The organism is Xanthomonas sp. 3793, assembly GCF_024806835.1.
In the GTDB taxonomy this organism is placed as follows: Bacteria; Pseudomonadota; Gammaproteobacteria; order Xanthomonadales; family Xanthomonadaceae; genus Xanthomonas; species Xanthomonas arboricola_F.
In genome coordinates, this window is the sequence record NZ_JANTYU010000001.1 from 25,783 (window position 1) to 39,548 (window position 13,766).

Genomic DNA, 13,766 nt, shown 5'->3' on the forward strand with positions numbered 1-13,766 from the left:
AGTGTTCCTGCGACTGTGTGCCATGGCCGCTTTCGTCACGTCTGCGGGCGCGGCGCAGGCGCAGGAGCGCGTGCTCGACGGCTTCAACGACATCGGCGCCTGGCGTCTGGTGGTATCCAACCAGGTCAGCGGCTCGCTGCGCCCGGTGGCAACGCCCTCCGGTGGGCATGCGCTGTGCCTGGATTACAACTTCAATGGCGTGTCTGGCTACGTCGGCATCCGCCGCACACTGCCGCTCGACTACCCCGAAAACTATCGCATCGGGTTTTCGCTGCGTGGCGAATCGCCGTCCAACGATCTGCAGCTCAAGCTGATCGATGCTAGCGGCGACAACGTGTGGTGGGTCAATCGGCCGGGCTTCAATTTCCCGAAGAACTGGACCACCTTCAACTACCGCAAGCGCAACATCGAAAAGGCCTGGGGACCGGGTGCGGACAAGCAGCTGCGCAGCAGCGCCGATGTCGAGTTCACCATCTACAACAAGTTCGGCGGCAAGGGCACGGTGTGCTTCGATCGCCTGACGCTCACCCCATTGCCGCCGGAAGACACCTCGCCGCTCAAGGCCGAGGCGATCACCGACACGGCGCCGGCGTTGGAACAACGCCTGGCCGATGGCAAGCCCGACACCTTCTGGCTCAGCGGCGCGGTGAAGCAACAGACCGTCACGCTGGATCTGGGCAAGGTGCGCGAATTCGGGGGCGCGGTGGTGCAGTGGGTGCCCGGCCTGCAGGCCTCGCAGTACGCAGTGCGTGCATCGGCCGATGGCCGCAGCTGGCGCGATCTGCGCACCGTCACCGCCGGCGCCGGTGGGACCGACTGGCTGGCACTGCCGGACACCGAAGCGCGCTACCTGCGTTTCGACCTGAAGGACGGCCCCAACTGGCGCTACGGGATCAAAGAGGTCCAGCTGCAGCCGCTGGCATTTGCGGCAACGCCCAACGACTTCATCAAATCGCTGGCCGGTCAGTTGCCGCGCGGCAGTTATCCACGGGGGTTTTCCGGCGAGCAGCCGTACTGGACCATCCTGGGTCTGGATGGCGGCACCGAGCAGGGCCTGATCGGCGAGGACGGCGCGGTGGAAGTGGGCAAGGGCGGCTTCAGTATCGAGCCGTTCGTGGTCACCGGCGGCAAAGTATTGCACTGGTCCGACGTCAGCAGCGAGCAAAGCCTGCAGGACGATTACCTGCCGATCCCCAGCGTCGACTGGCATCACGACCTGATGAACCTGCGCGTCACCGCGTTCGTGCAGGGCACCCCGGATCAGGCGCAACTGGTCGCCCGCTATCAGCTGCACAACACCGGCAAGCAGGCGCGCGACTTCACCCTGGCGTTGGCAGTGCGGCCGTTCCAGGTCAACCCGCCGGCGCAGTTCCTCAATACCCTGGGTGGCGTCAGCCGGATCGAACAACTGGCGGTGGACGGCGCGCAGGTCAGCGTTAACGGCAAGCCGCGCGTGTTCGCCGTGCAGCGGCCGGATGCCGGCTTTGCCAGCGCCTTCGATAGCGGTATGGATGTCAGCCATCTCACCGCCGCCACGCCGCCCACCGTCACCCAGGTCAAGGACGAAACCGGCCTGGCGTCGGGCGTGCTGCTGTATCGCTGGACGCTGGAACCCGGCCAGAAACGTGAAGTGGCCTTGGTGATTCCGCAGACCGGTGCTGCGCAACTTCCGGCCGGCTTCGATGCCGAGCAGGCGCAGCGGCAGGTGGCCCAGCAATGGCGTGGCAAGCTCGATCGCGTGCGCATCAGCGTGCCGGCCGAGGGCAAGCCGGTGGTCGATACGCTGCGTACCGCGCTGGCGCACATGCTGATCTCGCGCATCGGTCCGCGTCTGCAGCCGGGCACACGCTCGTACTCGCGCAGCTGGATCCGCGACGGCGCAATGATCTCCGAAGGCCTGCTGCGGCTCGGCCGCGAAGACGTGGTGCGCGACTACGTCGACTGGTTTGCGCCGTATCAGTTTGCCGACGGCATGGTGCCGTGCTGCGTGGACGACCGCGGCAGCGACCCGGTGCCGGAAAACGACAGCCATGGCGAGCTGATCTACAACATCGCCGAGTACTACCGCTACACCGGCGACAGGCCGTTCCTGGAGAAGATGTGGCCGCATGTCGCCGGTGCCTTCGACTACATGGAAAAGCTGCGCGCCAGCGAGCGCACCGAAGACAACTTCATGCGCAACCCGGCCTTCTACGGAATGATGCCGGTGTCGATCAGCCACGAGGGCTATTCGGCCAAGCCAGTGCATTCGTACTGGGACAACTTCTGGGCACTGCGAGGTTACAAGGACGCCACCCTGCTGGCCGGCGCCCTCGACAGGCCGGAGGACGTCACCCGTTTCAGCGCTGCCCGCGACGAATTCAGCGGCGACCTGATCGCCTCGCTGGGTGCGGCGGTGCGTGAGCACAAGCTCGATTTCCTGCCCGGTTCGGCCGAGCTCGGCGATTTCGATGCGACCTCGACCACCATCGCGCTGACGCCGGGCGGCGAGCAGCAGCGCCTGCCGCAGGACCTGCTGGCCAACACCTTCGAACGCTATTGGAAAGAGTTCTCCGACCGTCGCGACGGCAAGCGCGAGTGGAAGGACTACACCCCGTACGAGTGGCGCAACGTCGCCGCGTTCGTGCGGCTGGGCTGGCGCGAGCGCGCCTGGGACGCGACCGCATTCTTCTTCAAGGATCGCGCACCGCAGCCCTGGAATCAGTGGGCCGAGGTGGTCTCTCGCACGCCGCGCACGCCGTTCTTCGTCGGCGACCTGCCGCATGCCTGGGTGGCATCGGATTTCGTGCGCTCGGTATTGGACATGTTCGCGTACATGCGCGAGTCGGATCAGAGCATCGTGATCGCCGCCGGCACGCCGACGCGCTGGTTCGAAGGCAAGGGCATCGGCATTGCCGAATTGCGCACCCCGTACGGCCGCCTCAACTACACCTTGCAGCGCACCGAAAAGCAGCTGTCGCTGCAGTTGCAACCCGGCCTGCTGATGCCGCCAGGTGGCGTGGTGTTTGTCTGGCCGTATCAGGGCGAACCCGGCAAGGCCAGCGTCAACGGCGAAAGCGTGGATTGGCAAAATGGCGAGCTGCGGATCCAGCAGATGCCGGCCACCGTGCAGATCGATGTGCCCGGCGCGGTGCGGCGGGCCGAGCGCGCCACGCAGTGACGCCTGCGCCTTGGCCGGGACGGGCAGGGCCGCAACGGCGTTGCGCCAGCCTGGGTGCCGTCGTCGTCGCACTGGCGGTGTGCTGCGCACACGCGCAGGCAGGCCAGCGGCGTCAAGCTGGGCCATCGCCCGCTGCCGTGCAGTCAAGGCAGGGCGGCGCTACGGCTGCCGGCGACCGGGCAGGGCGGGCAGTTTCAGTTCCGTCTGCGCGCGGACTGACCCTGGTCACGCTGAACCTGCATCACGATCGCGAAGACTGGCCCGCGCGCCGCGCCTACATCGCCAAGGAACTCAAGCAACTGGCGCCGGATGTCATCGCCTTGCAGGAGGTCATCGAGCGGCGCGGCAGCGTGGAAAACCAGGCTGCCTGGCTGGCGCGCAAGCTGGGGTACGAGGTGATCTTCGCCTCGGTCGATCCTGCCGGCGCCCCCAAGCGCTACGGCAATGCGTTACTCAGCCAGCGCAAGGTGCTGGCGCGGCATCAGCGCCTGCTGCAACCGCTGGACGACTACCGGGTTGCCGCGCATCTGCAGGTGGACGTGGATGGCCAGCCGGTCAATGTCTACGTCACCCATCTCAACGAACGCGCCGATGCGCGCGGTACCGCAACGCGCACGCGCCAGGTCGGGGACCTGCTCGACTTCATTGCTGCCACCAGCGCGCAGGCGCCGGTGGTGATCGCCGGGGATTTCAATACTGCCGCCGACGCGCTGGATCTGGAGGCGCTACGCAAGGGCTATGGCGACAGCTATGGCAGCGTGCACCGCAACAGCGATGCCTCGGTCAGCACCTTGAATCTGCATGTCTTCGACACGCCGGCGCGGATCGACCACGTCTTCTTCCAGCAGAACCGCCTGCTCGCCCGCGAGGCCCGCATCCTGTTCGATACGCCTTACGCCGAGGGCCGCTGGGCATCGGATCACTACGGTGTGTGGGTACGCTTGCAGCTGGCGCCCGATCAGCCAGCTGCCCCGTAACGCCATCGTCGTAGGAGCGCACCCGGGCGCGACTCGCACTATCGATAACGCCCGTCGCGCCCAGGTGCGCTCTTACGATGCGTCGATGGACCACAGGGTTTTCAATCACCCATGCAGGCGATTGAAGATCTGCACGCCGGCCAGCCACACCCCGGCCATGCTGCCGAAGTTGGTCAGCAGAAACGTCAGCACCACCCGCGACACGCGATTGCGATACCAGCCGCGCAGGGTCTGCGCATCGTCGCGCAGCGACAGGAAATCCCCATAAGCCGGCTTGCGCATATGCACTTCGACCAACGCCGCGAAGGCACCGGTCGGTACGCTCAGCCGGAACGGCTTGAACGGTGCCACCAGTGCTGCGGTCAGGATGCTCAGCGGGTGGCTGCCGGCCAGCAGACAGCCCAGCGCGGCCAGGCCGCCGGTGTACATCGCCCACTGCAGCAACAGGTCGGTGCCCATGCTCAGGCCGCCGCGCCAGAAGCCGATGCCGATGCCGGTAATGATCACCGCCAGGATGCCCAGCGTGATCCAGGGAACGCGCTTGCGCTGCTGCACGTATTCCAGCGACTCGCGCAGCGGGCCGGGCGCATCGGTGTCCTGTTCCAGATGCCGCGCAAGCCCGGCCAGATGTCCGGCGCCGACGACCGCCAGCACTTCGTGCTGACCGGCACCGGCTTCCTCGCGCAGGCGCGTGGCCATGTAGCGATCGCGCTCGGCAATCACCGTCTCGTACAGCTCCGGGCTCTCGCTGGCGAAGTCGCCGAAGCTTGCCTCCAGCATGTCGCCCTGCTTGAGCTTCTCGATTTCCTCTTCGCCCACTTCGTCGGCCGCAAACAGGCCGCCGAGCAGGCCGCCAGCCAGTTTCATCTTGCCGAAGAATCCCAACCGCCCGGACGCACGCTTGAAGGTCAGCCCGACTTCGCGATCGATCAGGTGCACCGGCAGCCCTTGCGCACGCGCCAGATTCACCGCTTCCTTCAATTCCGCGCCCGGCTCGATGCCGAGCTGTTTGGCCAGCCGGCGCTGATAGGCGGCCAACGCCAGGTTGGCGGCAAACAAGGCCACGCGCCCCTTGCGGATCACCTGCACCAGATCCAGCCGGGCCAGTGCGTCCGGGTCGCTGAGCGCCTGCAGCCGTTGCGCGTCCAGTTCCACCGCTACCGCATCGTAGCGGCCGCTGCCGATCGCCCGCTGCACCGCGGCGACGCTCGCCAGCGAGACGTGGGCAGTCCCCAGCAAGGTGTAGCGCACGCCGTCGCGTTCGACGATGCGGTGCGGCTGGCCGGACAGTGCATCGTCCAGAAGGTGGGGAGTCTGCTCGGTCATGGGGTCATTCATCAGAAGGGGGGACGGTGTCGCCTGGGCCGAGCGCGCGTTGCATCTGCACGCCGTCCAGCCAGCGACCCTGTTTGCGGCCGATACCGGTGAACACTCCGACCGTGCGAAATCCAAAACGTTCATGCAGCCGCAGCGATGCCTGGTTACCGGCATCGCCGATCACCGCAATCATTTGCCGATCGCCACGCTGCTCGCAGCGTGCGATCAGCTCGCCCAGCAGCGCCTTGCCGATCCCGCGGCCCTGCATGTCGGCAGCGAGATAGATCGAATTCTCCACCGTCCAGCGATAGCCCGCACGTGCGCGATAGGCGCTGGCGTAGGCGTAGCCGACAACGGCGCCATCATGTTCTGCCACCAGATACGGGTAACCGGCATCCACGATCGCGCGCATGCGCGCATGCATTTCCGCGCTCGACGGCGCGCTGTATTCGTAGGTATTGAACCCGGCGATCTGCTCCGCATAGATCGCGGTGATCGCCGGGATGTCCGCATCGCGGACTGCACGCAGCTCGACGGGCATGCGATCAGTCGATGTAACGCTTGAGCAGGTCGCCATACGCGTCGATGCGACGGTCGCGCAGGAACGGCCAGATGCGCCGCACATGCTCGCTGCGCTGCAGGTCGACATCGCAGATCAGCACGGTCGGGTCCTGGCCGGCTTCGGCGATGAACTCGCCTTGCGGCCCCAGCACATGGCTGTTGCCCCAGAACTGGATGCCGGACGCGCCCAGCGGCGAGGGCTCATGGCCGACGCGGTTGCACGACAGCACAGGCACGCCATTGGCCACTGCATGCCCGCGATGGCTCAGGATCCACGCATCGCGCTGACGCTCCTGCTCGGGTTGCTGGTCGTCCGGATCCCAGCCGATCGCGGTGGGGTAGAGCAGTAGTTCCGCACCGGCCAGCGCCATCAGGCGCGCGGCCTCCGGATACCACTGGTCCCAGCACACCAGGACGCCCAGGCGGCCCACCGAGGTGTCGATCGGCGTGAAGCCCAGATCGCCCGGCGTGAAGTAGAACTTCTCGTAGAAGCCCGGGTCGTCGGGGATGTGCATCTTGCGGTACTTGCCGAGCAGGCGGCCGTCCTTTTCGAACACCACTGCGGTGTTGTGATACAGGCCGGCGGCACGGCGCTCGAATAACGAGGCAACCAGCACCACGCCGTGCTGTCTGGCCAGCGCACTCAGGCGCTCGGTGCTCGGGCCGGGGATTGGCTCGGCCAGATCGAATTCGTCCACCGACTCGTGCTGACAGAAATACGCGCCGTTATGCAGCTCCTGCAGCAGCACCAGCTTGGCGCCCTGTGCGGCGGCTTCGGCCACGCGCGATTCGATGATGGCCAGGTTGGCCTCGGCGTCGCCGTGGTTGCGCTCTTGAATCAGCGCGACAGAAAGAACGTGACCGGACATGGCATCTCATCCTGCAAAGGTGCGCACTAAGGTAGCGCGCCATGGCATAACACCGGCCTGCCGGCCGGAACAAGAAACGACGCAGCGTGTGCAGCCGCGTCGAACGCAACGCCTAGGCGGCGAGCAGGCCGGCCGGCAGCTGCATGGTCAAACAATGCAGGCTGCCGTTCTGCCAGATCAGCGCACGGCACGGCACCGGCACGATTTCGTGCTGCGGAAACGCTTCGGCCAGCACTGCCTGCGCGGTCGCATCGGCCTTGTCGCCATACGCCGGCATCAGCACCGCGCCATTGACGATCAGGAAGTTGGCATACGACGCGGCCAGGCGACGGCCCTGATCCAGGATCGGCTCGGCCCACGGCAGCACGAACAGGCGGTACGGCTGCCCGTCGGCGGTGCGCAGCGCTGCCAGCTCGTTGCCCATCGCCTGCAGTTCGGCGTAGTGCGAATCGCCCGGAACATCGCAGCCCTGGTAGACGATCGCATCCGGGCCGGCAAAGCGCGCCAGCGTATCGATATGCGCGTCGGTGTCGTCGCCCTCGAGGTAGCCGTGGTCCAGCCACAGCACGCGATCCTGCGACAGCCATGCAGCAAGATCGCTGCTCAGCGACTCACGGGTGCGCTGCGGGTGACGTTCGTGCAGGCAGGTCCAGGTAGTGAGCAGGGTGCCGGCGCCGTCGGTCTCGATCGCACCACCTTCCAGCGCAAAATCCACCGTCTGTACCGGGGCGGGCACGAAGACCTGTGCCGCTTCCAGCGAGCTCACCAATTGGTCGTCCAGGCCGGCCTCGAACTTGCCGCCCCAGCCGGTGAAGCGGAAATCCATCAGGCGGAAGCCGCCATCCTGGCGCAGCGTGATCGGGCCGGAATCGCGCAGCCAGGTGTCGTTGTAGGCGGCGATCACAAACCGCACGCGCGCCATGTCCACCCGCGCCGAACGCAGTCGCGCTTCGGCATAGATCTGCAGATCGTCATCGGCCACGCAGATGACCACCGGTTCGAAGCGGGAGATCGCGGTGACCAGCGCGATGTAGGTCTCTTCCACATCTGCCAGGCGCTCGGCCCAATCGGTACCGGCATGCGGCCACGCAAGCAGCACGGCGGATTGGGGTTCCCACTCGGCGGGAAAGCGAAGACGGTCGGTCATGCCAGGCAATACTCATCTTGGTGTCCGGGCAGCGGCCCGGACGTTCATCGATACCCCGCACCCGAGTGCAGGCTCTTGCGATCCTGGCGCAGGTTGCCGCGCCAGGCATTGATGCAGATTCGCAGCAACGCATGTCCGAGTGCTGACGGACCAGCGACGTTGTGATGCGACGCATTGGGCCGGACCTGCAGCGCGATGTCTGCAAACTGGCCGAGGTGATCTCAAGTCCTACTTGATGGGCGGCTTCGGCCCGATCTCGTTGGCGTCGGCCTGGTTGGCCACCACATCGATCACCTTGCTTTTTTCGAAGTACACGGTGAATGCCGGATACACCCAGCGGTGGATCGTCGGCCACTGGCGCTTCTGGCCGCCGCGCGGGTCGAGCTTTTCCTGCGGCGCACCGTAGCGGCCTTCGACCTGGCTCATGCTGTCGCCACGCAGGGGCAGGGCGGCGGCGGGCTTTTGCTGTGCACGATCGACCAGCAGCGTTTCGGCAGACGCGGCGGCACTGATCCCCATCAGCGCGATCAGCGGCAGGACTAACAAACGGTTGCGCATGTCATCTACTCCCCAGTGGACAAGATTCGGACGGTGATTACAGCAAAAAACCACAGCAGGCGTCGGCGCGGTGCATACCGATCGGCGGCCGCGTCAGCGTGTGGCCGCAGGTCGCGTCTCAACGCGCCAGGGACGGCGGTGCATCAGGCATCGGCCAAGAAAAAACCGCCCGGAGGCGGCTTTCTCGGGTCTGGCACGCACAGCAATTACTTAGCGCTGACGCGCCTTGAAACGCGGGTTCGACTTGCAGATCACGAAGACCTTGCCGCGGCGGCGGACCACCTTGCAGTCGCGGTGACGGGTCTTCGCAGACTTCAGGGAGGACAGGACTTTCATGGCACACCTCGGCGTAAACGGTTGGATTCGATGGAAGAGTGCGCGCGATCGAGGCTGCACCCGGAATTAAGCCGGCAATTCTAACCGGCTTTTCGTCGTGCTTTCAAGTGGTTGCATCGCAATCGCTGCGAGCGGCGCTACACTACCGCCTGATGACCTTCCGGAAACCTGAATGACCGACCTCTCGCCCGTCCTCACCATCGATGGTCCCTCCGGTGCCGGCAAGGGCACGGTCAGCCGCATCGTGGCTGCCCGGCTGAGCTGGCACTACCTCGATTCGGGCGCACTCTACCGCGCGGTGGGTGTGGCGGCGAGCTGGGCCGATCTGGATGTCTCCGACCCGGCCGCGCTGGTGCGCTGCACCTTCGACACCAGGGTCGAGTTCGACGATGCGGGCGAGGCGGGGCTGCGGGTGCTGGTCAATGGCGTGGATGCGACCGGCGAACTGCGCCTGGAAACCACCGGCGCCCTGGCTTCGGCCATTGCGGCGATTCCCGAGGTGCGCAGCGCGCTGAAGGAGCGTCAACGCGCATTCAGGCGCGCTCCCGGCCTGGTCGCCGATGGGCGCGACATGGGTACGGTGATCTTCCCCGATGCCGCCTTCAAGGTGTTTCTGACCGCCAGTGCCGAAGAACGTGCGGGCCGTCGCCATAAACAGTTGATGGAAAAGGGTGTTTCGGTTATCTTTGACGACCTGCTGCGCGAGATCATGGCCCGAGATGCCAGGGATGCCCAGCGGGTGGTGGCGCCATTGCGGCCGGCCGAAGACGCCGTGCTGATCGATACCAGCGGCATAGGGATCGAGGATGTCGTCCAGCGTGTGGTCGGGGTGTTGTCCGCCCGCACGTCGTCGTAAGCGTTCCGCAAGCGGGCAGGTCCCGCCGACCGTAAGGCGTTCCAAGCTCCGTCGCGCATCCTGCGTGGCGGTTCTACTACTTCTAAACCGACTCGTTGTTGGGGTCGACCAACAGGCTGGGCGGTCCGTCTCTGTCGCAATCCGACGACCGGCGCCCGTGTGTTCAACTGAGTAAAATCCAAATGACAGAATCTTTTGCTGAACTGTTCGAAGCCAGTCAAGCCAATCTGGCGAAGCTGAAGCCGGGCTCCATCGTCACCGGTACCGTCGTGGAAGTGCGCGGCGACGTGGTGGTGATCAACGCTGGCCTGAAGTCCGAAGGCATCGTGCCGATCGAGCAGTTCCGTAACGACGCTGGCGAGATCGATGTGGGTGTGGGCGACCAGGTCAAGGTTGCGCTGGACTCGATCGAAAACGGCTTTGGCGAGACCGTGTTGTCGCGCGAGAAAGCCAAGCGCGCGATGGTGTGGGACGAGCTGGAAGAGGCGTTGGAAAAGAACGAAACCATCACCGGCCGCATCAGTGGCAAGGTCAAGGGTGGTTTCACCGTGGACATCAAGGATGTCCGCGCGTTCCTGCCCGGTTCGCTGGTGGATGTGCGCCCGGTGCGCGACCCGGCTTACCTGGAAGGCAAGGAACTCGAGTTCAAGCTGATCAAGCTGGACCGCAAGCGCAACAACGTGGTGGTCTCGCGTCGTGCCGTGGTCGAGAGCGAGCACTCGGAAGAGCGCGAGCAGCTGATGGACAAGCTGCAGGAAGGCGCGATCCTGAAGGGTGTCGTCAAGAACCTGACCGATTACGGCGCGTTCGTGGACCTGGGCGGTATCGACGGCCTGCTGCACATCACCGACATGGCCTGGAAGCGCGTGCGCCATCCGTCCGAAGTCGTCAACGTCGGCGACGAGCTGGACGTGCGCGTGCTGAAGTTCGATCGCGAGCGTAACCGCGTCAGCCTCGGCCTGAAGCAGCTGGGCGAAGATCCGTGGGACAACATCGCCCGTCGTTACCCGGCCAACAGCCGCGTGTTCGGCAAGGTCTCCAACGTCACCGATTACGGCGCGTTCGTCGAGATCGAGCCGGGCGTCGAAGGTCTGGTGCACGTCTCCGAGATGGATTGGACCAACAAGAACGTCAACCCGTCCAAGGTTGTGCAGGTTGGTGACGAAGTCGAGGTGATGGTGCTGGATGTCGACGAGGAGCGTCGCCGCATCTCGCTGGGCATGAAGCAGGTTGCCGCCAATCCGTGGGAAACCTTCGCTGCGACCCACAAGAAGAACGACAAGGTGTCCGGTCAGATCAAGTCGATCACCGACTTCGGCATCTTCATTGGTCTGGACGGCGGCATCGACGGTCTGGTGCACCTGTCCGACATCAGCTGGAACACCACCGGCGAAGATGTCGTGCGCAACTACAAGAAGGGCGACACGCTGGAAGCCGTCGTGCTGGCAGTGGACCCGGAGCGCGAGCGCATCAGCCTGGGCGTCAAGCAGCTGGAGCAGGACCCGTTCGGCCAGTACATGGCCTCCAACCCGAAGGGTTCCAAGGTCGAAGGCGTTGTGCGTGAAGTGGATGCCAAGGGCGCCACGATCGACCTGGCCGATGGCATCGAAGGCTACGTCGCTGCACGCGATATCGCCAACGAGCGCGTCGACGATGCGACCCAGCACCTGAAGGTCGGCGACAAGATCGAAGCCAAGTTCGTGGGCATGGACCGCAAGGGCCGCACCCTGCAGCTGTCGATCAAGGCCAAGGACGATGCCGAAATGCGCGAAACGCTGGAGGAATACCAGTCCTCCGCTGCGTCGGGCGGCATGACTCAGCTGGGCGCGCTGCTGCGTGCACAGTTGAACAGCAACAAGTCCGAGTAAGCGCGTAGCGCTCGCAAGAGCGTGATGGATCGGCCCGGGCTTGCCCGGGCCGATTCCGATGTGTCAGTCGAAAAAAGCAAGTTCCCATGACCAAGTCCGAATTGATTGAAATCCTGGCGCGACGCCAAGCGCATCTGAAGTCGGACGACGTGGATCTGGCGGTGAAGTCACTGCTGGAAATGATGGGGCAGGCGCTCTCCGATGGTGATCGGATCGAAATCCGCGGGTTCGGCAGCTTTTCGCTGCATTACCGTCCGCCACGTCTGGGCCGCAATCCCAAGACCGGAGAATCGGTTGCGCTGCCGGGCAAGCATGTTCCTCACTTCAAGCCGGGCAAGGAATTGCGCGAGCGTGTCAGCTCCGTGGTCCCGGTCGATCTGGCCGATGCCGCCGAGTGACGACGGCTCTAGCGCTGCATTTATGTCGGCTCGGTTAAGCTAGGCGCCTTCCCGACGGAGTCGCGCGATGAAGGTGTTTCGCTTGCTGGTGATGCTGGCTTTCCTGTTGGTCGGCCTGATTATCGGTGCGGTCAATTCCCAGGACATCACTCTCGATTTCCTGTTTTCCAGTGTCCACACCAGTTCCGGGGTGGCGATCATCGTCGCGCTGCTGGTCGGTGTGTTGATCGGTGCCGGCATGGTGCTGGTCAGTGTGGTCATTCCTCTCTATTCCAAGCTGCGTCAGGCCAACAAGGCTGCTGCGGTCAGCCGCGCCGATGCAAGGCCCGTCACGCCTGCCGCAGTCGAGCCGCGCCCTCTCGATGGACTCTAAGCACGTATGGACTTCCTGACCGAGTGGTTCTGGTTTTTCCTGTTTTTACCGCTGGCAGCGCTCAGTGGCTGGATCGTCGGCCGCCGCGGTGGTCAGCGTCATGGCGATACCCAGGTCAGCCGACTGTCCAGCACCTATTTCCGTGGTCTGAACTACCTGCTCAACGAGCAGCCGGACAAGGCGATCGAGCTGTTTTTGCATATCGCCGAGCTGGATAAGGAAACCTTCGAGACCCAGGTCGCGCTTGGCCACCTGTTCCGCCGCCGCGGTGAAGTCGATCGTGCCATCCGGCTGCATCAGGGACTGGTGCAGCGCGCTGACCTGACCGACCAGCAGCGCGTGCAGGCCTTGCTGGCGCTGGGCGAGGACTACATGAAGTCCGGCCTGCTGGATCGCGCCGAAACGGTCTTCACCGAGCTTGCGCAGCTGGATCAGCGTGCGCCGCAGGCCCTGCGTCACCTGATCGGGATCTACCAGGCCGAGCGCGACTGGGAAAAGGCGATCGACAACGCCACCCGCTACGAAGAAGTCACCGGCGAGCCGATGGGCAAGCTGATCTCGCAGTTCGAATGCGAGCTGGCCGATCGATACCGTGGCCTGGGCAAGGCCGATGAAGCCTTGCAGGCGATTGCGCGTGCTTACCAGGCCGACGGCACGTCCGTGCGCGCCGGCATCCTGGAGGGGCGTATCGAAGCCGAGCGCGGCCATGACGAGGCCGCCGTGCGCGCCTTCGAGCGTGCCGCACGCCACGACCCGGAATACCTGCCGGAAATCATTCCTGCCTTGATGGCTGCGTATCGGCGGGTGGGCGACATCGCCGGTGCACGCAATTTCCTGTCGGAGATGACCGAGCACTATCGCGGTATCGCGCCGGTGCTGGCGCTGACCCAGTTGATGGAAGCGCAGGACGGAGTTGCGCCCGCACTGGCCTATCTCGGTCGTCAGCTCAAGGACCGGCCATCGGTGCGCGGCGAGTCGGCGCTGATCGATCTGACGCTTGCCGAAGGCAGCGACCCGGTGGGCACCTTGAACGATCTCAAGCACATCACCGATCAGCTGTTGGTGCGTAACCCCAGCTACCGCTGCACCCGTTGCGGGTTCGGCGCAAAGACTCATCATTGGCAATGCCCGAGCTGCAAGGAGTGGGGCACCGTCAAGCCGCTGTTGAACTACGCGGTGGTGTAAGGCGTGTCTTTGTCTTTTCGGCAGTGTGCATTGGGTCCACTGGACGCTGGGGTGGTGCGCCTTCGCAGCCTGCGTCGGTGGCGATCACACTGTGTCGTAGATTGCAGGGTCGTAGATCGCAGGTCCGCGGATGTGCAGATGCAGCCGCGAACCCTACGCCT

At 64.9% G+C, this 13,766-nt stretch carries 13 protein-coding genes; 7 read left to right on the forward strand and 6 right to left on the reverse strand.

All coding sequences use genetic code 11. The annotated features are described in order from the left end of the window. Nucleotides 1–22: 22 nt before the first annotated feature. Both FHY18_RS00125 and FHY18_RS00130 read left to right on the forward strand, forming a co-directional pair. Nucleotides 23–3,160 (forward strand): discoidin domain-containing protein, encoded by a 3,138-nt coding sequence (locus tag FHY18_RS00125; RefSeq protein ID WP_259148752.1) that lies wholly within the window; start codon nt 23–25, stop codon nt 3,158–3,160. A gap of 50 nt (nt 3,161–3,210) precedes the next feature. Beyond that, on the forward strand, nt 3,211–4,137 hold the full coding sequence (locus tag FHY18_RS00130; RefSeq protein ID WP_259152436.1) for an endonuclease/exonuclease/phosphatase family protein: 927 nt from the start codon (nt 3,211–3,213) through the stop codon (nt 4,135–4,137). 105 nt (nt 4,138–4,242) lie between these two features. Here FHY18_RS00130 and FHY18_RS00135 read toward each other — a convergent pair whose 3' ends face one another. The 6 genes from FHY18_RS00135 to ykgO all read right to left on the reverse strand — a co-directional run bounded on the left by FHY18_RS00135 (nt 4,243) and on the right by ykgO (nt 8,925). Next, nucleotides 4,243–5,463 (reverse strand): TraB/GumN family protein, encoded by a 1,221-nt coding sequence (locus tag FHY18_RS00135; protein ID WP_259148754.1) that lies wholly within the window; start codon nt 5,461–5,463, stop codon nt 4,243–4,245. 4 nt (nt 5,464–5,467) lie between these two features. Continuing rightward, a complete protein-coding gene (locus FHY18_RS00140; RefSeq protein ID WP_259148756.1) occupies nt 5,468–5,995 on the reverse strand; it encodes a GNAT family N-acetyltransferase in 528 nt (175 codons plus the stop codon). A 4-nt stretch (nt 5,996–5,999) separates the two neighbouring features. After that, nucleotides 6,000–6,884 (reverse strand): carbon-nitrogen hydrolase, encoded by an 885-nt coding sequence (locus tag FHY18_RS00145; RefSeq protein WP_259148758.1) that lies wholly within the window; start codon nt 6,882–6,884, stop codon nt 6,000–6,002. Between the two features lie 112 nt (nt 6,885–6,996). Further along, nucleotides 6,997–8,031: an agmatine deiminase family protein gene (locus FHY18_RS00150; protein ID WP_259148760.1), complete on the reverse strand. Its 1,035-nt coding sequence runs from the start codon at nt 8,029–8,031 to the stop codon at nt 6,997–6,999. A gap of 228 nt (nt 8,032–8,259) precedes the next feature. After that, a complete protein-coding gene (locus FHY18_RS00155; protein WP_259148761.1) occupies nt 8,260–8,589 on the reverse strand; it encodes a hypothetical protein in 330 nt (109 codons plus the stop codon). A 210-nt stretch (nt 8,590–8,799) separates the two neighbouring features. Beyond that, nucleotides 8,800–8,925, reverse strand: coding sequence for a type B 50S ribosomal protein L36 (gene ykgO, locus FHY18_RS00160; RefSeq protein WP_005913193.1), 126 nt, complete (start codon nt 8,923–8,925; stop codon nt 8,800–8,802). A gap of 172 nt (nt 8,926–9,097) precedes the next feature. On the opposite strand from ykgO, the gene cmk reads away from it, so the two are divergent. The 5 genes from cmk to lapB all read left to right on the forward strand — a co-directional run bounded on the left by cmk (nt 9,098) and on the right by lapB (nt 13,605). Then, a complete protein-coding gene (gene cmk / locus FHY18_RS00165) occupies nt 9,098–9,781 on the forward strand; it encodes a (d)CMP kinase (protein WP_259149143.1) in 684 nt (227 codons plus the stop codon). Nucleotides 9,782–9,963: 182 nt separating this feature from the next. Continuing rightward, the gene (rpsA, locus tag FHY18_RS00170; RefSeq protein ID WP_016903550.1) at nt 9,964–11,649 is read left to right on the forward strand and encodes a 30S ribosomal protein S1; all 1,686 of its coding nucleotides are present in this window, start codon (nt 9,964–9,966) and stop codon (nt 11,647–11,649) included. 86 nt (nt 11,650–11,735) lie between these two features. Continuing rightward, on the forward strand, nt 11,736–12,047 hold the full coding sequence (locus tag FHY18_RS00175; RefSeq protein WP_046962676.1) for an integration host factor subunit beta: 312 nt from the start codon (nt 11,736–11,738) through the stop codon (nt 12,045–12,047). 67 nt (nt 12,048–12,114) lie between these two features. After that, nucleotides 12,115–12,420, forward strand: a complete 306-nt coding sequence (locus tag FHY18_RS00180; RefSeq protein WP_259149150.1) for a LapA family protein — start codon at nt 12,115–12,117, stop codon at nt 12,418–12,420. Between the two features lie 6 nt (nt 12,421–12,426). After that, complete coding sequence (gene lapB, locus FHY18_RS00185) at nt 12,427–13,605, forward strand: lipopolysaccharide assembly protein LapB (RefSeq protein WP_039409755.1); 1,179 nt, start codon at nt 12,427–12,429, stop codon at nt 13,603–13,605. Nucleotides 13,606–13,766: the final 161 nt, after the last annotated feature.

What these genes read in the sequence shown, in the direction of transcription:
- rpsA (WP_016903550.1), top strand. Translation starts at nt 9,964, where the DNA reads ATGACAGAATCTTTTGCTGAACTGTTCGAAGCCAGTCAAGCCAATCTG.
- FHY18_RS00125 (WP_259148752.1), top strand. Translation starts at nt 23, where the DNA reads ATGGCCGCTTTCGTCACGTCTGCGGGCGCGGCGCAGGCGCAGGAGCGC.
- lapB (WP_039409755.1), top strand. Translation starts at nt 12,427, where the DNA reads ATGGACTTCCTGACCGAGTGGTTCTGGTTTTTCCTGTTTTTACCGCTG.
- FHY18_RS00180 (WP_259149150.1), top strand. Translation starts at nt 12,115, where the DNA reads ATGAAGGTGTTTCGCTTGCTGGTGATGCTGGCTTTCCTGTTGGTCGGC.
- ykgO (WP_005913193.1), bottom strand. Translation starts at nt 8,925, where the DNA reads ATGAAAGTCCTGTCCTCCCTGAAGTCTGCGAAGACCCGTCACCGCGAC.
- FHY18_RS00135 (WP_259148754.1), bottom strand. Translation starts at nt 5,463, where the DNA reads ATGACCGAGCAGACTCCCCACCTTCTGGACGATGCACTGTCCGGCCAG.
- FHY18_RS00145 (WP_259148758.1), bottom strand. Translation starts at nt 6,884, where the DNA reads ATGTCCGGTCACGTTCTTTCTGTCGCGCTGATTCAAGAGCGCAACCAC.
- FHY18_RS00140 (WP_259148756.1), bottom strand. Translation starts at nt 5,995, where the DNA reads ATGCCCGTCGAGCTGCGTGCAGTCCGCGATGCGGACATCCCGGCGATC.
- FHY18_RS00175 (WP_046962676.1), top strand. Translation starts at nt 11,736, where the DNA reads ATGACCAAGTCCGAATTGATTGAAATCCTGGCGCGACGCCAAGCGCAT.
- cmk (WP_259149143.1), top strand. Translation starts at nt 9,098, where the DNA reads ATGACCGACCTCTCGCCCGTCCTCACCATCGATGGTCCCTCCGGTGCC.
- FHY18_RS00150 (WP_259148760.1), bottom strand. Translation starts at nt 8,031, where the DNA reads ATGACCGACCGTCTTCGCTTTCCCGCCGAGTGGGAACCCCAATCCGCC.
- FHY18_RS00155 (WP_259148761.1), bottom strand. Translation starts at nt 8,589, where the DNA reads ATGCGCAACCGTTTGTTAGTCCTGCCGCTGATCGCGCTGATGGGGATC.